Consider the following 16,781-nt stretch of genomic DNA (forward strand, 5'->3'; position numbering starts at 1 on the left):
CGGCGGTCACCCACTCTACCACCATCGGTGGGAGCTTGGTTCGTGACCCCCCGCCCGGATCCCGTTCCCTTGGGGCTTTTCTTCCCCGCCGGCCCGGTCTCCCTGGCGACGAAGAGAAGATTACATGCCCCGAAATGGGGCTCGAACAGGGGGGTCCCTTAACGGTAAAAGCGCTGATCAAGCGCCCTTTCGGCCCGGAAAGGCGTCGCGACGGCCCGCCCACGGCGCGATCGGGCGGTTCCCCGGAGGCCGCTCGACCAAGATCCGGACACTGGGGACATGCGAGAACTCGCGGCATTCCTGCGGACCCGGCGCGACCGGTTGCGGCCCGCCGACGTCGGGCTGCCGGCCGGACCGCGAAGGCGCGCGCCCGGCCTGCGACGGGAGGAGGTCGCGAACCTCGCCGGGATCTCGACCGACTACTACACGCGCCTGGAACAGGCCGGCAGTCCGCAGCCACCGCGGGACGTCCTCTCCGGTGTCGCGCGGGCGCTGCGGCTCTCCGACGAAGAACGCGCGCACCTGTTCCACCTCGCCGGGGAACAACCCGACCCGGACGGCCCCTCCGCGGACGTGTCGTCCGGGGTCCGGCACCTCCTGGACCACCTGGACGAGGCGGCGGCGCTGGTCGTCGACGTCAAGTACGAGGTGCTGGCGTGGAACCCCCTGGCCGCCGTCGTCTTCGGCGACCTCGCCGAGTTGTTACCCCGCGAGCGCAACCTCGCGCGCGACCGGTTCCTCCACTCCGGTGGGAGCCGCTACCCGGACCCGGGCGAGCACTTCGCCGTCGCACTCCGCGCGGCCGCCGCTAAGTACCCGGACGACCCGGGGATCCGCGAGCTGATCGAGGACCTGCGGGAGGGCAGCGCCGAGTTCCGCGAGCTGTGGTCCCGGCACGACGTGATCGTGCGGCGCGACCGGACGAAGGTCCTTCGGCACCCGCGGACCGGCGAGTTCGAGGTCGCGTGCGAGGTGCTGCTCGTCCCCGACCGCGACCAGCGGGTCATCCTCTACACCGCCGCGCCCGGCAGCGCCGGCCAGGAGGCGTTGCGGCTGCTCGGCACCCCCGGCGCGCTTGCACCGGCGCACCGGCCACGGCACGCTCCTCAGGCGTGCCCACCTTGCTGATCGTGCACCACACGCCCTCGCCGAACCTGCAGGCCATGTTCGAAGCCGTGGTCGCGGGCGCGACCACCGACGAGATCGAGGGGGTCACCGTCGTGCGGCGGGCGGCTCTCGCGGCCACCGCCACCGACGTGCTCGACGCGGACGGCTACCTGCTCGGCACCACGGCCAACCTCGGGTACATGTCGGGCGCGCTCAAGCACTTCTTCGACCAGGTCTACTACCCGTGCCTGGACTCCACGCGCGGCCGCCCGTTCGGGTGTTACGTGCACGGCGGCAGCGACGTCTCCGGGACGGTCCGCGGCATCGAGTCGATCACCACGGGCCTCGGGTGGGAGAAGGCGGCGGAGATCGTCACCGTCACCGGCGAACCGTCGAAGGCGGACCTCGAACGCTGCTGGGAGCTGGGCGCGACGGTCGCTGCCGGACTGATGGAATAACGTCGTTACGTAACGCTGTTACGATTGTCGTGGAACGCTCCCAGAGAGGAAGCTCGCGATGATCGCCCTGTCCGGTCCCACCCAGCTGTTCACCGTGATCGCGCTGGTCTCGCTGCCGACGGTGATGTTCGGCGGCTACTCGCTGCTCGGCCTGCTGCGCAAGCGCAAGCTCACCGACGAGCAGCGGGCGTACTTCCGCGCCGGGCACGCGCACGCCGGTGTGCTGCTCGTGCTGGCGCTGATCACCCTGCAACTCGTCGCCGCGGGCGGGCTCGGCGCGGCCGGCCAGTGGGTGGTCTCCGTCCTGCTGCTGGTCGGCATCCTCGCGCAGTCCGGCGGGATGTTCCTCAACCTGCTGCCGGACCGGAAGCCGCTCGCGCACGGCGTCACCGTCAGCGGCGCGGTGCTGCTCGCCGCCGCGATGATCACGACGGCGGTCGGGGTGGCGGTGGCCTGATCAGGCCACCGGCCTCACTTGCCGACGTTGCGGGCCAGGGCCGCCGGGTAGCGCTCCCCCGCCACGGCCTCCGCGGGAACAGCCGCCTCGATGCTCCGGATGTCCGCTTCGGACAGTTCGAGCGCGGCCGCGGCCACGTTCTCCTCCAGGTACTTGCGGCGCTTCGTGCCGGGAATGGGGACGACGTCCGCGCCCCGGCTCTGCACCCAGGCCAGCGCCAGCTGGCCGGCGGTCACGCCCTTCTCCGCCGCCAGCTTCCGCAGCGCCTCGACGATGCGCAGGTTCCGGTCCAGGTTGCCCTCGGCGAAGCGCGGCAGGTTGCGGCGCATGTCGTCGGACGGCAGCTCCTCCACCTTGGTGATGCTGCCGGTCAGGAACCCGCGGCCGAGCGGCGAGAACGGCACGATCCCGATGCCCAGCTCGCGGCACGTGGGCACGACCTCGTCCTCGATCCCGCGGGTCCACAGGCTCCATTCGCTCTGCAGGGCCGTCACCGGGTGGACGGCGTGCGCCCTGCGGATCGTGTCCGCGGACGCCTCGGAGATGCCCAGGTGGCGGACCTTGCCCTCGGCGACCAGCTCGGACAGCGCGCCCCAGGTCTCCTCGACCGGGACGGCCGGGTCGACCCGATGCTGGTAGTAGAGGTCGATGTGGTCGACGCCGAGGCGGCGCAGCGAGTCCTCGGCGCACTGGCGGACGTAGGCCGCGTCGCCGCGCACCTGCTGCCCCTCCGCGCCCAGCACGATGCCGAACTTGGTGGCCAGCACGACCTGGTCCCGTTTGCCCGCGATCGCGCGGCCGACCAGCTCCTCGTTGGCCCCCTGGCCGTACACGTCCGCGGTGTCCAGCAGCGTCACGCCCAGCTCGAGCGCGCGGTGGATCGTCGCGATGGACTCCGCGTCGTCGTCGCGCACCCCGTAGGCCTGGCTCATGCCCATGCAGCCGAGGCCCTGCGCGCCGACCTCCAGCTCGCCCAGCTTCCTGGTGCCGATCACGCGGAGATCTCCTCCCGGACCACGCCGGCCGCGCCCGGGACACGGGCGCAGATGCGGTCGTAGTTCTCGATCTTGTAATTCAGGACGTCCATGCAGGCCTGGAGTTCGGCGATGCGCTCGGCGACCGAGCGGCGCTGTTCGAGCAGGATCGCGCGGCGGCGGCCGGCGCTGGCGTCACCGGCGCCGCGCAGCTGCGCGTACTCCCGCATCATCTTGATCGGCATGCCCGTGGTGCGGAGCTTGGTGAGGAACTCCAGCCACGCGAGGTCGGCGTCGGAGTAGGCCCGCCTGCCCGCGGCGTCCCTGGCGGGCGGGTCGAGGAGCTTGATGCGCTCGTAGTAGCGGAGGGTGTCGATCGACAGCCCGCTGCGACGTGCGGCTTCCGCTATCGAGTAGCTCATGCTGCCGACACTACGACCTGGAGTGCACTCCAGGTCAACTCCGGAAGCAGGGGAACGATAACGGTGTCGCGATAGCCTGGGGGCATGCCGCGACCCCGGACCCACGACGAAGCACTCCGGCTGAAACTGCTCGACCGGGCCGGCGAACTGCTGTCGGCGGACGGGCCGAAGGCGCTCAGCCTGCGCAAGCTCGCCGCGGACGTGGGCACCTCGACCACCGCGGTGTACTCGCTGTTCGGCGGCAAGCCCGAGCTGGTCAACGCCGTCTACCTGGAGGGGTTCCGGCGGTTCGGGGCGCGGTTGCGGGGCGTCTCGCGCTCGGGCGACCCGGTGGAGGACTTCGTGCGGCTGGGGCTGGCCTACCGGGAGAGCGCGCTGGCCGACCCGCACCTGTACTCGATCATGTTCACCAAGGCCCTGCCCGGGTTCGAGCCCGGCGCGGAGGCCGCGCGGACCGCGCGGGACTCACTCGCGCCGCTGGTCGACACCGTGCGCGCGGCGATCTCCGCCGGGGCGTTCCGGGCGGTCGCGCCCGAGGTGATCGCGGTGAGCGCGTGGGGCATCGTGCACGGGCTGGTGTCGCTGGAGCTGAACGGGAACCTGCCGCGGGACTTCGACGTGGCCGCCTCCTACGAGACGGCGCTGCGCGCTCACGCGGACGGGTGGCGCTTGACCCAGGTCAGCGAATAGCGGCGGAGCACGTGGCGCCGGTAGCGCACGCCGGGCAGGAGCCGCCGGGCCGCCTCCCGGACCTCGCGGTAGCTCATCGCCGGTTTGAGGGTCGGCATGCCCGTCGGGACGCTCGCCCGGCGCAGCACCTTGGTGATCCGCACGACCGGCGTGGCCGCGGCCCAGATCGCCCAGTCCGCCAGGGTCGCCTCGCGCGCCAGGCCGACGACGACGAGCGTGCCGCCCGGGCGCAGCAGGTCCCGCATGCGGGCCAGCGCCGGCTCGAACTCCATGTGGTGGATCGCGGTGACCGAGCAGACGAAGTCGTAGTGCCCGGCAGGGAGGTCCGCGGCGAGGAAGTCACCCTCGACGAACCGCGGACCGCCGGCCTGTTCGCGGGCGCGGGCGATCATCTCCGGCGAGCAGTCGATCCCGGTGACCCGCTTCGCCCTGCTCATCAGCTTCCGCGCGAGCAGCCCCTCGCCGCAGCCGACGTCCAGCGCCTCCACGCAGCCGTCCGGCACGGCGCGCAGGACCTCCGGATGCCGGGCGACGTTGCTGTTCCAGTACGGGTCAGCGGGCACCGTACTGACGATCACCCGCGTCGCCGAGGCCGGGGACGATGAAGCCGGAGTCGTTGAGCCGTTCGTCGACGCTCGCGGTGACCACGCGGACCGGCAGGCCGCTGTCCTCCAGGTGCTTGATCCCCTCCGGCGCGGCGAGTGCGCAGATCGCGGTGACGTCGGTGGCGCCGCGGCCGGTCAGCAGCCGGATCGTGTACTCCATCGAGCCGCCGGTGGCGAGCATCGGGTCGAGGACGAACACCGGGCGGTCGGACAGGTCGTCGGGCAGCGACTCCATGTACGGGGTCGGCTGGAGGGTCTCCTCGTCGCGCGCCAGGCCGACGAAACCCATCTGCGCCTCGGGGATCAGCTTGTGCGCCTGGTCGGCCATGCCCAGCCCGGCGCGCAGGACGGGCACCAGCAGCGGCGGGTTCGCGAGGCGGTACGCGTCGGTGCGGGCGACGGGCGTGTGGATGCGCTCGGTGCGCACCGGCGCCTCGCGGGTGGCCTCGTAGATCAGCATGACGGTCAGCTCGTGCAGGGCCGCCCGGAAGGCCGCGCTGTCCGTGCGGGCGTCACGCATGGTCGACAGCCTGGCCTTGGCCAGCGGATGATCGACGACAAGCACGTCCATGGAGCGTCACGGTAGCCGACAACGGGGGTGGTCCGGATGCGCACCGTGGTCGCGGTGCTGGGAATCGGCAGCGCGCTGGCCGCGTGCGCCCCGGTCGCGTGTCCCGCGATCGGTTACGCCGCGCCGTCCCGCGTGGTGCTGCCCGCGGTGCCGGACGTGGCGTCGGTGGAACTGCGGTTGTGCCAGTCCGGCACGTGCTCGACGGCGCGGGCGACGCAGGCCGGCGGGGTCGTGGCGCCGGACCTCGGCAGCACGCGCGCGCAACGGTTCGAGGCCGGCCACGGCGACGTCACCGTCCGGCTGCTGACCGCCGACGGCCGCGAAGCGCTGGGCGCGGGCGGGAGCGTTCCGGTGCACGTCGCGAGCTTCGGTTCCGGGCCGTGCACGCAGCACGTCGCGCACGTGGACGTGATCGTCGGCGCGGACGGAACAGTCTCCGGAAGGTGACCCGGAAACCGCGTGGACCCAGATAGGCTCGCGCGGTGGAACAGCCTGGGACTCCCGAGCGCCCGCCGATGCGGGCCTCCGACGCGGACCGGGAACGGGTCGCGCAGATCCTGCACAACGCGCTCGCCGAGGGGCGGATCACCGTGCAGGAACTGGAAGAGCGGCTCGACACCGTGTACGCCGCCAAGACGCTCGCCGAACTGGAGCCGCCGGTCGCGGACCTGCCGGGGGTCTCGCCGGCCGCCGTGCAGCCCGCCGCGCCGCGGGCGCTCACCCCGGACAACCGCATCGGCGGGGTGCCCGGCTCGAAGACCTCCGTCGCCGTCATGTCCGGCGTCACCCGCAAGGGCCCGTGGACCGTGCCGCCGGACCACACCAGCGTCGCGTTCTGGGGCGGCGTCGAGATGGACCTGCGCAGCGCCCGGTTCAGCGAACGGCACACCACCATCACCGCCGTCGCGATCATGGGCGGCATCGACATCGTGGTGCCCGACGACATCATCGTCGAGGTCACCGGCGTCGGTTTCATGGGCGCGTTCGAGAGCCAGGACCGCGGCGGCGCGTCCACCGAGCCCCCGCCGCCGGGCGCGCCGGTCGTCAAGGTCACCGGGCTCGCGTTCTGGGGCGCGGTCACGGTCGTGCGCAAACCGCGGAAGGGTCAGGGGCAGATCGAGGGCTGACCACCGGCGGACCGGGGCGCGGAGGATGTGCGGCCACTCCCGCGGTAGCCCAGCTAGCCTGGGCGGGTGAGCGCACCCACCCTGCCGGCCGCTCTCGCCGACGCCATCCGCGACGACGCGAGCCTCCGGCGCTTCCTGCACGGCCTGCCCGGTGTGGACCAGGTCGGGGTCGAGGCCCGGGCCACCGCCCTGGCGACCCGCAGCATCAAGAAGTCCAGCAAGCTCTGGGCCATCGACACCGCGATCTCGATGGTCGACCTGACCACGCTCGAGGGCGCCGACACGCACGGCAAGGTCCGCGCGCTGACCGCGAAGGCCCGCCGCCCCGACCCGGAGCGGCCGGACACGCCGCAGGTCGCCGCGGTGTGCGTGTACCCGGACCTCGTCGCGACGGCCGTCGACGGGCTCAAGGGCACCGGCATCGGCGTCGCGAGCGTCGCCACGGCCTTCCCCTCGGGGCGGTCGTCCCGGCAGGTGAAGCTCGCCGACGTGGCGCTGGCCGTGGAGTCCGGCGCCACCGAAGTCGACATGGTGATCGACCGGGGCGCGTTCCTCGAAGGCCGCTACGGCGAGGTGTTCGAGGAGATCCAGGCGATCAAGGCCGCCTGCGGGAACGCGCACCTGAAGGTCATCCTCGAGACCGGCGAGCTGGTCACCTACGACAACGTGCGCCGCGCCTCCTGGCTGGCCCTGCTGGCTGGCGGCGACTTCATCAAGACCTCCACCGGCAAGGTCTCCCCCGCCGCGACGCTGCCCGTCACGCACGTGATGCTGCAGGCCGTCCGCGACTGGTTCACCACCACCGGCGAGCTGCGCGGCGTCAAGCCGGCCGGCGGCATCCGCACCACCAAGGACGCGATCAAGTACCTCGTCGCCGTGCACGAGGTCGCGGGCGAGCAGTGGCTCACCCCGGAGCTGTTCCGCTTCGGCGCGTCCAGCCTGCTCAACGACCTGCTGCTGCAGCGGCGCACCCAGCACGACGGCCACTACAGCGGCCCCGACTACGTGGCGGTGGACTGATGCCTGCCTTCGAGTACGCGCCCGCGCCCGAGTCGCGCGACCTGGCGAACCTCAAGCCGAGCTACCGGCCGTTCATCGACGGCGAGTTCGTCGACGGCGGCGGCGAACCGCTCAAGACCGTCAACCCGGCGACCGAGGAGGTCCTGGCCGAGGTCTCCACGGCGAGCGCCGCCGACATCGACACCGCGGTGAAGGCCGCGCGCAAGGCGTTCGAGAAGACCTGGGGCCCGATGCCGGGCAGCGAGCGCGCGAAGTACCTGTTCCGCATCGCGCGGCTGATCCAGGAACGCTCGCGTGAGCTGGCGGTGCTGGAGACGCTGGACAACGGCAAGCCGATCAAGGAGTCCCGCGACTCGGACCTGCCGCTGGTCGCCGCGCACTTCTTCTACCACGCGGGCTGGGCCGACAAGCTCGACTACGCGGGATACGGGCCGGACCCGAAGCCGCTGGGCGTCGCCGGGCAGATCATCCCGTGGAACTTCCCGCTGCTGATGCTGGCGTGGAAGATCGCGCCCGCGCTGGCCACCGGCAACACCGTGGTGCTCAAGCCGGCCGAGACGACGCCGCTCACCGCGCTGGTGTTCGGCGAGATCTGCCAGCAGGCCGGGCTGCCGCCGGGGGTGGTGAACATCCTGCCGGGCGCCGGCGACGTCGGCGCGCGGCTGGTCGGGCACCCGGGCATCGACAAGATCGCGTTCACCGGGTCGACCGAGGTCGGCAAGCAGATCCAGCGCCAGGTCGCGGGCACGCCCAAGCGGCTCACGCTGGAGCTGGGCGGGAAGGCGGCGAACGTGGTCTTCGACGACGCGCCGCTGGACCAGGCCGTCGAGGGCATCGTCAACGGCATCTTCTTCAACCAAGGCCACGTGTGCTGCGCCGGTTCGCGCCTGCTCGCGCAGGAGTCGGTCGCCGAGGAGCTGCTGGACAAGCTGCGGCACCGCATCACGACGCTGCGGCTGGGCGACCCGCTGGACAAGAACACCGACGTCGGCGCGATCAACTCGGCCGAGCAGCTGACCAAGATCCGCGAGCTGGCCGACTCCGGCGAGGCCGAGGGCGCGCAGCGGTGGACCAGCCCGTGCCCGGTGCCCGACCGCGGGTTCTTCTTCGCGCCCACCGTGTTCTCCGGCGTGCACCAGTCGATGCGGATCGCGCGCGAGGAGATCTTCGGGCCGGTGCTGTCGGTGCTCACCTTCCGCACGCCGGACGAGGCGGTCGCGAAGGCCAACAACACGCCCTACGGGCTGTCCGCCGGGATCTGGAGCGAGAAGGGCTCGCGGATCCTGTGGACGGCGAACCGGCTGCGCGCGGGCGTGGTCTGGGCCAACACGTTCAACCGCTTCGACCCGGCGGCGCCGTTCGGCGGCTACCAGGAGTCGGGCTTCGGCCGCGAGGGTGGCCGCACCGGTCTGGAGGGATACCTGGATGTCTGAGCGGGTGAGCGTCGCGAAGACGTACAAGCTGTTCATCGGCGGCAAGTTCCCGCGCTCGGAGTCCGGCCGGGTGTACCCGGTGACCGACAGCAAGGGCAACTTCCTCGCCAACGCCGCGCACGCCTCGCGCAAGGACGTGCGGGACGCGGTGGTGGCCGCGCGCAAGGCGTTCCCCGGCTGGTCGGGCGCGACCGCCTACAACCGCGGGCAGGTGCTGTACCGGGTCGCGGAGGTGCTGGAGGGGCGCCGCGACCAGTTCGTCGCCGAGGTCGGGGCCGCCGAGGGGCTGTCCGGGCGTCGCGCCGAGGCGGTCGTGGACGCCGCGATCGACCGCTGGGTCTGGTACGCGGGGTGGACGGACAAGGTGGCGAGCGTGCTGGGCGCGGCGAACCCGGTCGCCGGGCCGTACTTCTCGTTCACCGTGCCGGAGCCGACCGGAGTGGTCGGGATCCTCGCGCCGCAGAAGTCGTCGCTGCTCGGGCTGGTGAGCGTGCTGGCGCCGGCGCTGGCGACCGGCTGCACGGCGGTCGTGGTGAGCAGCGCGGAGCGGCCGCTGCCCGCGATCACGTTGTCCGAGGTGCTGGCGACGTCCGACCTGCCCGGCGGGGTGGCGAACATCCTCACCGGGCGCGCCGCGGAGCTCGGCCCGTGGCTGGCCTCGCACGGCGACGTGAACGCGCTGGACCCGACGGGCGCCGAGGACCGCGCGGAACTGGCCCGCGAGGCGGCCGGGACGGTGAAGCGCGTGCTGGCCGTGCCCGCGGAGGAGCCGGACTGGACGCAGCGCCCGGACATCGCCCGGCTGCGGCGCTACCTGGAGGCGAAGACCGTCTGGCACCCGATGGGTGTCTAGGGGCGCGGCCGCGTGGCCGCCGGGCGGTCACGCGGCCGGACTAGCGGTCGCGGTGCCGTCCGCGGGAGCGCCAGTGCCGCCCCCGCGAACTGGCAGCCGGGAAGTCCGGGTGGATCTCCGCGAACTCGGTGTCCGTGATGCCCATCAGCACCAGGTACTTCACGCCGTCGCGGGACAGCTCGGTGTCGCGGACGCGGCCCTCCTCGCGGAAGCCGAGCCCGGCGTGCATCGACAGCGACGCCACGTTGCCGCCGTAGATGCTGACCTCGCACTTCCGGTAGCCGCGCTCGCCGAACATGAAGCGCAGCAACGTGATCACCGCGTCGCCCGCGTAACCGCACCGCCGGTGCTGCGGCCCGATCCCGATGCCGTAGCTGAACCGGTCCGGCGAATCCGCCTCGGTCGCCGACAGCGAGCCCACCACGAGACCGCCGCGCAGGGTCTCGATCGCGAAGTGGAAGTCGGCTTCGGCGCGGTGCGCCGCCCAGTGCCGGTACTCCCCGACGCGGCGGGTGTCCGCGGCCTCCCGGTCGAAACCGGCCAGCCTGCGCTGATCGGCAGGCGTGATCACCCGCAGCCGCACCTTCCGCCCGGCGCGCGCGGGCACGCCGGCCCAGACCGGGGCGCGGTAGCGCGCCAGGTCGAGACGGGGCGGAGGCATCACCATCGCGAGCACCATACCGGTACCCGTCAAGAAATCCGGAGGTCCTCACCGGTGATCGGGCGGCCCGGCAACGGGCTGGCGGAACTCGACCGCAGCCCGTCGAGCATGAGGGCCGCGGCACGTTCGAAGGCCAGCAGCGCGGGGTCGTCCACCGCCGGCGGCTGTCGCAGCACCAGCGAAAACAGGATGGCGACGTCGCCGGTCCCGACGTCGGCGCGGACCGATCCCTCGGCCTGCGCCGCCTGCACGATCGCGTCCAGCTCGGCCAGCAATGCGTCGCGGGAGGCGGCGGTTTCCGGGTCGCGTTTGAGGATTTCCCTCGCCCGCTCGGAAACCAGCGCCAGCTGGACGCTGGCCTGCAGCTGGTGCGACCGCCCGATGACCCGCACCAGCGCGTCGAACGCCGTCGGCTCCTCGGCCGCCGCTTCCCGTGCGTCGGCGAGTACCTGCGCGAAGCTCTCCCGCGCGACGGCCCGGATGAGGGCCTCCCGGTCGGGGAAGCGCCGGTAGAGCGTGCCGACGCCGACTCCGGCGGCGCGCGCGATCTCCTCCATCGGCACGTCCGGGCCCGCTGCGGCGAACACCTGGCGGGCGGCGGCGACGATCTGGTCGCGGTTGCGCTGGGCGTCCGCGCGCAGCCGCGTTTCCGAAGCCGTCATGTCGTTCCTCTCCGTCACCCCCGCGAGATTCTCTCACCCGAACGTAGGTGGACGAAAAACTTCCACATCAGTACGTTGGCGATAAGTGGACGACATCCTTCCACATTTTGTCCGGATTGGGGTGCAACACCGTGACCGCTCAGCTTCCCGCCACACTGCCCATCACCCGCGGCTGCCCGTACGCGCCGCCGGATGAGCACCGCCGACTGCGGGACGAGGCGCCGATCCAGCGGGTGACGCTGCCCAGCGGCGAGACGGCGTGGGCGATCACCCGGCACGAGGACATCCGGGCGATGCTGACCGACCCGCGGTTCAGCTCCGACCGGCGCAACCCGAACTTCCCGCTGCTGATCAAGGGACAGCGGATCAACACCGGGTTCCGCGCGTCGCTGATCGGGATGGACCCGCCGGAGCACGGCCCGGCGCGGCGCAAGGTGGTCGGCGAGTTCACGGTGCGGCGGATGGAGGCGCTGCGCCCGCGCATCCAGGAGATCGTCGACCAGCACATCGACGCGATGCTCGCCGGCCCCAAGCCGGCCGACCTGGTGAAAGCGCTCTCCCTGCCGGTGCCGTCACTGGTCATCTGCGAGCAGCTCGGCGTCCCGTACGCCGACCACGAGTTCTTCCAGCTGCACTCGTCCCGCCTGCTCAGCCGGGTCACGCCGCCTGAGGAGCGCAAAGCGTCGATCGACGCGCTGCGCGACTACCTGGGCGAGCTGATCGAGCGGAAGGCGCAGGAACCGGCCGACGACCTGCTGAGCCGCCAGCTCGACAAGCAGGACGACCGCGAAGAGCTGGTCAGTCTGGCGTTCCTGCTGCTCGTCGCCGGGCACGAGACCACGGCGAACATGATCTCGCTGGGCACCATGGCGTTCCTGGAGCGCCCGGAGGACATCCGGAAGATCCAGGAGGACCCGTCGAAGACGCTGCCCGCGGTCGAGGAACTGCTGCGGTACTTCACGATCGCCGAGTTCGCGGTGTCCCGTGTGGCGGTGGAGGACGTCGAGCTCGGCGGGGTGCTCATCAAGGCAGGTGAGGGCGTGGTGCCGCTGAGCAACCTCGCGAACCGCGACCCGGACGCGTTCGACCACCCCGAGGAGCTGGACATCGAGCGCGGCGCGCGGCACCACCTCGCGTTCGGCTTCGGCGCGCACCAGTGCCTCGGCCAGAACCTCGCGCGGATGGAGCTGCAGATCGTGTTCGACACGCTGTTCCGGCGGATCCCCGGACTGCGGCCCGCCGTGCCGCTGGACTCCCTGCCGTTCAAGGACGACGCGAGCGTCTACGGTATTCACGAGTTCCCGGTGACCTGGTAGGAGGAGCCATGCGCATCGTCGCGGACACCGATCTCTGCATCGGCGCGGGCCAGTGCGTGCTGACCGAACCGGAGGTGTTCGACCAGGACGACGACGGCACGGTCGTGGTACTGGTCGAAAACCCCGAGGGCGGGCAGGTGGACAGCGCCCGCGAGGCGGTCAAGCTGTGCCCCGCCATGGCGCTGTCCCTGCAGGAGTAGCTACTTCACCGCGCCCATCGACAGACCGCGGACCAGGTGGTTCTGCGCGATCCACCCGACGATCATCACCGGCAGCGAGGCCAGCAGCGCGGCCGCGGAAAGCTGCGCCCAGTACAGGCCCTCGCTGGTGATGAAGCCGACGAGGAACACCGGCACCGTGCCGGCCCGCGCCGCCGTCAGGTTGACCGCGTAGAAGAACTCGGTCCACGAGAAGATGACGCAGATCAACGCGGTCGCCGCGATGCCGGGCGCGACCACGGGCAGGATCACCCGGTACAGCAGTGTCGGGAGGTTCGCCCCGTCGACGCGCCCGGCCTCGATCATCTCGGTGGGCACCTCGAGGAAGAACGAGCGCATCATCCAGATCGCCAGCGGCAGGTTCATCGCCGTGTAGAGGATGACCAGCGCCCACACGTTGTCCAGCAGCTGCGTGCGCTGCGAGATCACGTACAGCGGGATGATCGCGGCCACGACCGGCAGCATCTTCGTGGACAGGAAGAACCCGAGCACGTTGCTGGTCTTGGGCACCGGGGCGAGCGACAGCGCGTACGCCGCCGGGACGCCCAGGAGCAGCACGATCAGCGTGGACAGGATCGTCACGAACGCGGAGTTGCCGAGGTAGGGCAGGAACCCGCGCTCGAAGATGCTCGCGAACTGGTCCAGCGTCGGGGTGAACGCGATCCGCGGCGGATCGGTGTAGGCGTCGGCCTCCTGCTTGAAGGCGGTCAGCACCATCCAGATCAGCGGGAACACGAAGAGGATCGCGACCACCCACGTCGCGGTGGTCAGTGAGGCGGGACCGAGCCGCCTGCGCAGGGTGCTCACTTCACGACCCCCTTGCTCACGTCGAACGCGCGGAACATCAGGCGCAGCGCGAAGGTCGCGACGATCAACGTCAGTACCACCACGACGACGCCCATCGCCGAGGACTGGCCGATGTCGAAGCCCTGGAACGCGCGCTGGTAGATGTAGTACGGCAGGTTCGTGCTCGCGGTGCCCGGACCGCCCTGGGTCATCAGGAAGATCGCGTCGAAGCTGTTCACGATGTAGATTGCGCCCAGCAGCACCGACAGCTGCAGGTACCGGGACAGGTGCGGCAGCGTGATCGACGCGAACGTCCGCCACCGGCCCGCGCCGTCGACCTGCGCGGCCTCCAGCACGTCCTTCGGCTGGCTCTGCAGGCCGGCCAGGATCAGCAGCATCATGAACGGCGTCCACTGCCACACGACCTGCGCCATGACCGAGGCGAGCGGGAACTCCGACAGCCAGTCGGTTTCGCCGCCGAAGACGAAGTTGAGCAGCCCGTAGGTCGGGTCGAACATCGTCGTCTTCCACAGCAGCGCGCCCGCCGCGGGCAGGATGAGGAACGGCGTGATCAGCAGCGTCCGCACCACGCCGCGGCCGAGGAACTTGCGGTCCAGCAGCAGCGCCAGGCCGAGCCCGAGCAGCAGCGCGACGAACACGCACACCACGGTCAGGACGACCGTGTTGAGCATCGCGCCGCGGAACTGCGAGTCGGCGAACACGTCGGCGTAGTTCTGGAACCCCACGAAGTGCTGCGAGCCGGGCCGCACGAGGTTCCACGACTGGAACGAGTAGACCACCGTCAGGATGAACGGGATCTGGGTCACCACGATGGTGAACAACAGCGCGGGCAGCAGGGGCGCCCGGCGGGCCCAGGCTCCGGTGCCCTTGCGCTTCTCCGGTTTCGCTTCGACTCTTTGTCCACTTGCGACTGTGGGCGCAACGGCGGTCATTTCGTCTCCCGGTAGGAATCGCCGACGGTCTGCGCGTACTCCTGCGACTGCTCGATGGCCTCGTCGACGGTGATCTGCCCGGCGATCGCGGCCGAGAGCTCCTGGCTGACCCGGGTGCCCAGGTCCTGGAACTCGGGGATGCCCACGAACTGGATGCCCGGGTAGGGCACCGGCTTGGTCATCACCTTGCGCTGGTCGGCCGCGTCGATGCCGTCCAGCGTGGGCTGGGCGTAGGCCTTCGCGGCCTCGGCGTACTCGGGGATCCGGTAGGTGGAGAACCGGCAGCCCGGCGGGACGCGGTTCCAGCCGTAGGTCTTGCCGACGGTCTGCACGAACTCCTTGTTCGTCATCCACTGCAGGAACTTCCAGGCGTCCTGCTTGTTCTTGCCGACCTTCGGGATCGCCAGCGCCCAGGTGTAGAGCCAGCCGCTCGCCTCGGTCTTCACCACCGGCGCGGCGACGTAGCCGGACTTGCCGACGACCTTGCTCGACTCCGGGTCCTCGTTCGTCCCGGCCATCACGGTCGCGTCGTACCACATCGCGGCCTGGCCCTGGCCGTAGCGCGTGCCGCACTCGGAGAACCCGGCGCTGGAGGCGCCGACCTCGCCGTGCTCGCGGACCAGGTTCACGTAGAAGTTCGCGGCCTCGCGGAACTCCGGCGTGTCCAGCTTCGCGTTCCAGTCCTGGTCGAACCACTGCGCGCCGAAGGTGTTGGCGACGGTGGTGAACGGCGCGAGGCTTTCGCCCCAGCCGGGCTTGCCGCGCAGGCAGATGCCGGCGACACCGGCTTGCGGGTTGTCCAGCTTCGCGGCGAAGTCGGCGATCTGCTGCCACGTCGGGTGCTCCGGCATGGTCAGCCCGGCCTGCTCGAACAGGTCCTTGCGGTAGGCCAGGAACGACGACTCGCCGTAGAACGGCACCGCGTACATCGAGCCCTGGTAGGACAGCGAGTCGCGGATGCTCGGGATGAAGTCGGCCGGGTCGTAGCCGGGGCTGGCGTCGATGTAGGGCTGCAGGTTCTCCAGCCAGCCGTTGGCCGCCCACTGCGGGGTCTCGTAGTTGCTGATCATCACCGCGTCGAACTCGCCGCCCTGGGTGGCGGTCGAGGCGGTGATCTTCGCGCGCGCCTGGTTCTCCGGCAGCGACACGAACTTGAGCTTGACGCCCGGGTTCGCCGCCTCGAACTCGTGCGACAGCGAAATGGCGTCGTTCATCTGCGGGTTCGCCACGATCGCGATGACCAGGGTGTTGCCGCCCGCGCCGAGCGCGCCGGCGCCCGCGCAGCCGGTCAGGGTCAGCAGCGCGGCGACCGCGAGGAGTGCCAGCCGCTTACGCATCCGTGGCCCCCGGCAGCACCTGCACCTTCAGACCCGCACCACTGCGCATCAGGTCCAGCGCGTCCGGGAACCGCTCCAGCGGCAACGCGTCGGTCAGCAGGGCTTTCGTGTCGATCGCGCCGGAGGCCACCAGGTCCAGCGCGGCGCCGTAGGAGTGCAGAACAGCCATCGATCCCACCACCGTGATCTCGTCGTTGTAGATCCGGAACGGCGAAAGCGCGACACGTGCCTCCGCCGGGGCGACGCCGAAGACGAGCAGACGCCCGCCGCGGCGCAGCGCGTCGAACGCGGCCTCGATCGCCGGGGCCGCACCGGTGCAGTCGGCCGCCGCGTCGAACCGCTCACCGTCCAGTTCGGACACATCGGTGGCGACGGCGTGCGCACCGAGGTCCTTCGCCCGCGGCAGGCGGGACGCGTTGCGGTCGACGACCGTGACGCGCGCGCCGGCCCGCTGCAGGAGCATCTGCATGACCAGGCCCATCGTCCCGGCGCCGACGACCAGGAAGTGCTCGCCCGCCTCGACCCCGATGCGCCGGACGCCGTGCACCGCGCAGGACACCGGCTCGACGAGGGCGCCCTCCTGCCAGGACAGGTGGTCGGGCAGGCGGTAGCAGGTGCTCGCCGGGACTGCGACGTACTCGGCGAAGGCGCCGTTGACGGTGTCGCCGGTGGCGCCCCAGTTCTCGCAGAGGTTGCCGTGGCCGGCGCGGCACGGGTCGCAGTAGCCGCAGAACAGGGACGGGTCGACGGCCACGCGGTCGCCGACCTGCCAGCCGCCGGGGACGTTCTCGCCGATCTCGACGATCTCGCCGGCGAACTCGTGGCCGGGGACGATCGGGTAGGGCGTCGGGGGGAAGTGGCCGTCGGCGATGTGCAGGTCCGTGCCGCAGATGCCGCACGCGCCGACCTTGATCACGACGTCGCGCTCCCCCGGCGTGGGATCGGGAACCTCGCCGACCCTGATGGAACCCGGCTGATCGACGATGGCGGCCCGCATGCCGTCTCACCTCTTCCTGCGCTCATCTGAGCGCCTCACGACTTTGTGGTCACATGTCTGGTCATGCATTAGAGGGGTTTTGGTGGTTTCTCGTCAACGGAGCTGGCGCTATAGTGCTCAGATGAGCGAGACTG

General features: G+C 71.2%; 21 protein-coding genes. 11 read left to right on the forward strand and 10 right to left on the reverse strand.

The annotated features are described in order from the left end of the window. Positions 1–279 precede the first annotated feature (279 nt). The 3 genes from L2C96_RS40920 to L2C96_RS40930 are packed head-to-tail and all read left to right on the forward strand — an operon-like array spanning position 280 to position 2,022. The gene (locus L2C96_RS40920) at positions 280–1,128 is read left to right on the forward strand and encodes a helix-turn-helix transcriptional regulator (protein WP_237339930.1); all 849 of its coding nucleotides are present in this window, start codon (positions 280–282) and stop codon (positions 1,126–1,128) included. After that, on the forward strand, positions 1,113–1,565 hold the full coding sequence (locus L2C96_RS40925) for a flavodoxin family protein (RefSeq protein ID WP_017986804.1): 453 nt from the start codon (positions 1,113–1,115) through the stop codon (positions 1,563–1,565). The genes L2C96_RS40920 and L2C96_RS40925 overlap by 16 nt, the downstream gene beginning before the upstream one ends. Positions 1,566–1,623: 58 nt before the next feature. Beyond that, positions 1,624–2,022 carry a hypothetical protein gene (locus L2C96_RS40930; RefSeq protein ID WP_237339931.1) on the forward strand — a complete coding sequence of 133 codons (399 nt, stop codon included), beginning with the start codon at positions 1,624–1,626 and terminating at the stop codon, positions 2,020–2,022. A 14-nt stretch (positions 2,023–2,036) separates the two neighbouring features. Here L2C96_RS40930 and L2C96_RS40935 read toward each other — a convergent pair whose 3' ends face one another. Both L2C96_RS40935 and L2C96_RS40940 read right to left on the reverse strand, forming a co-directional pair. Continuing rightward, positions 2,037–3,017, reverse strand: a complete 981-nt coding sequence (locus L2C96_RS40935) for an aldo/keto reductase (RefSeq protein ID WP_237339932.1) — start codon at positions 3,015–3,017, stop codon at positions 2,037–2,039. Continuing rightward, positions 3,014–3,418 (reverse strand): MerR family transcriptional regulator, encoded by a 405-nt coding sequence (locus L2C96_RS40940; RefSeq protein WP_237339933.1) that lies wholly within the window; start codon positions 3,416–3,418, stop codon positions 3,014–3,016. Before L2C96_RS40940 ends, L2C96_RS40935 begins: the two co-directional genes overlap by 4 nt. An 84-nt stretch (positions 3,419–3,502) precedes the next feature. Here L2C96_RS40940 and L2C96_RS40945 point away from each other — a divergent pair, with 84 nt between their 5' ends. Then, positions 3,503–4,108, forward strand: a complete 606-nt coding sequence (locus tag L2C96_RS40945; RefSeq protein WP_020421823.1) for a TetR/AcrR family transcriptional regulator — start codon at positions 3,503–3,505, stop codon at positions 4,106–4,108. Here L2C96_RS40945 and L2C96_RS40950 read toward each other — a convergent pair. Further along, positions 4,069–4,671, reverse strand: coding sequence for a class I SAM-dependent methyltransferase (locus L2C96_RS40950; protein WP_237339934.1), 603 nt, complete (start codon positions 4,669–4,671; stop codon positions 4,069–4,071). The genes L2C96_RS40945 and L2C96_RS40950 overlap by 40 nt on opposite strands. Further along, the gene (upp, locus tag L2C96_RS40955) at positions 4,661–5,284 is read right to left on the reverse strand and encodes a uracil phosphoribosyltransferase (RefSeq protein ID WP_020421821.1); all 624 of its coding nucleotides are present in this window, start codon (positions 5,282–5,284) and stop codon (positions 4,661–4,663) included. Before upp ends, L2C96_RS40950 begins: the two co-directional genes overlap by 11 nt. A gap of 36 nt (positions 5,285–5,320) precedes the next feature. Here upp and L2C96_RS40960 point away from each other — a divergent pair, with 36 nt between their 5' ends. The 5 genes from L2C96_RS40960 to L2C96_RS40980 all read left to right on the forward strand — a co-directional run bounded on the left by L2C96_RS40960 (position 5,321) and on the right by L2C96_RS40980 (position 9,717). Next, on the forward strand, positions 5,321–5,731 hold the full coding sequence (locus L2C96_RS40960; RefSeq protein ID WP_237339935.1) for a hypothetical protein: 411 nt from the start codon (positions 5,321–5,323) through the stop codon (positions 5,729–5,731). A 68-nt stretch (positions 5,732–5,799) separates the two neighbouring features. Beyond that, positions 5,800–6,411, forward strand: coding sequence for a DUF1707 SHOCT-like domain-containing protein (locus L2C96_RS40965; protein WP_020421819.1), 612 nt, complete (start codon positions 5,800–5,802; stop codon positions 6,409–6,411). A gap of 66 nt (positions 6,412–6,477) precedes the next feature. Then, positions 6,478–7,431, forward strand: coding sequence for a deoxyribose-phosphate aldolase (gene deoC, locus L2C96_RS40970; RefSeq protein ID WP_237339936.1), 954 nt, complete (start codon positions 6,478–6,480; stop codon positions 7,429–7,431). Beyond that, positions 7,431–8,864, forward strand: a complete 1,434-nt coding sequence (locus tag L2C96_RS40975) for an aldehyde dehydrogenase family protein (protein ID WP_237339937.1) — start codon at positions 7,431–7,433, stop codon at positions 8,862–8,864. The genes deoC and L2C96_RS40975 overlap by 1 nt, the downstream gene beginning before the upstream one ends. Continuing rightward, positions 8,857–9,717, forward strand: coding sequence for an aldehyde dehydrogenase family protein (locus tag L2C96_RS40980; RefSeq protein WP_237339938.1), 861 nt, complete (start codon positions 8,857–8,859; stop codon positions 9,715–9,717). The genes L2C96_RS40975 and L2C96_RS40980 overlap by 8 nt, the downstream gene beginning before the upstream one ends. A 40-nt stretch (positions 9,718–9,757) precedes the next feature. On the opposite strand, the gene L2C96_RS40985 is transcribed toward L2C96_RS40980, so the two are convergent. Further along, a complete protein-coding gene (locus L2C96_RS40985; protein ID WP_237339948.1) occupies positions 9,758–10,396 on the reverse strand; it encodes a GNAT family N-acetyltransferase in 639 nt (212 codons plus the stop codon). A gap of 11 nt (positions 10,397–10,407) precedes the next feature. Further along, complete coding sequence (locus L2C96_RS40990) at positions 10,408–11,040, reverse strand: TetR/AcrR family transcriptional regulator (protein WP_020421814.1); 633 nt, start codon at positions 11,038–11,040, stop codon at positions 10,408–10,410. Between the two features lie 131 nt (positions 11,041–11,171). On the opposite strand from L2C96_RS40990, the gene L2C96_RS40995 reads away from it, so the two are divergent. Together L2C96_RS40995 and L2C96_RS41000 are read left to right on the forward strand one after the other, a co-directional pair. Further along, on the forward strand, positions 11,172–12,356 hold the full coding sequence (locus L2C96_RS40995; RefSeq protein ID WP_020421813.1) for a cytochrome P450: 1,185 nt from the start codon (positions 11,172–11,174) through the stop codon (positions 12,354–12,356). Positions 12,357–12,364: 8 nt separating this feature from the next. After that, entirely contained in the window at positions 12,365–12,556 is a 192-nt protein-coding gene (locus tag L2C96_RS41000) for a ferredoxin (protein WP_020421812.1), read from the forward strand. Here the strand turns inward: L2C96_RS41000 and L2C96_RS41005 are convergent, their stop codons facing one another. From L2C96_RS41005 to L2C96_RS41020, 4 genes are read right to left on the reverse strand one after another with little or no spacing between them, the layout of a single operon-like run. Then, the gene (locus tag L2C96_RS41005; protein WP_027936423.1) at positions 12,557–13,372 is read right to left on the reverse strand and encodes a carbohydrate ABC transporter permease; all 816 of its coding nucleotides are present in this window, start codon (positions 13,370–13,372) and stop codon (positions 12,557–12,559) included. It abuts the gene before it with no gap. A gap of 5 nt (positions 13,373–13,377) precedes the next feature. Then, positions 13,378–14,313, reverse strand: coding sequence for a carbohydrate ABC transporter permease (locus tag L2C96_RS41010; RefSeq protein ID WP_237339939.1), 936 nt, complete (start codon positions 14,311–14,313; stop codon positions 13,378–13,380). Then, on the reverse strand, positions 14,310–15,650 hold the full coding sequence (locus L2C96_RS41015) for an ABC transporter substrate-binding protein (protein WP_237339940.1): 1,341 nt from the start codon (positions 15,648–15,650) through the stop codon (positions 14,310–14,312). Before L2C96_RS41015 ends, L2C96_RS41010 begins: the two co-directional genes overlap by 4 nt. Continuing rightward, on the reverse strand, positions 15,643–16,647 hold the full coding sequence (locus L2C96_RS41020; RefSeq protein ID WP_020421808.1) for a zinc-dependent alcohol dehydrogenase family protein: 1,005 nt from the start codon (positions 16,645–16,647) through the stop codon (positions 15,643–15,645). Before L2C96_RS41020 ends, L2C96_RS41015 begins: the two co-directional genes overlap by 8 nt. Positions 16,648–16,781: the final 134 nt, after the last annotated feature.

This window comes from Amycolatopsis tucumanensis (assembly GCF_021654135.1).
Lineage (GTDB): Bacteria > Actinomycetota > Actinomycetes > Mycobacteriales > Pseudonocardiaceae > Amycolatopsis_E > Amycolatopsis_E tucumanensis.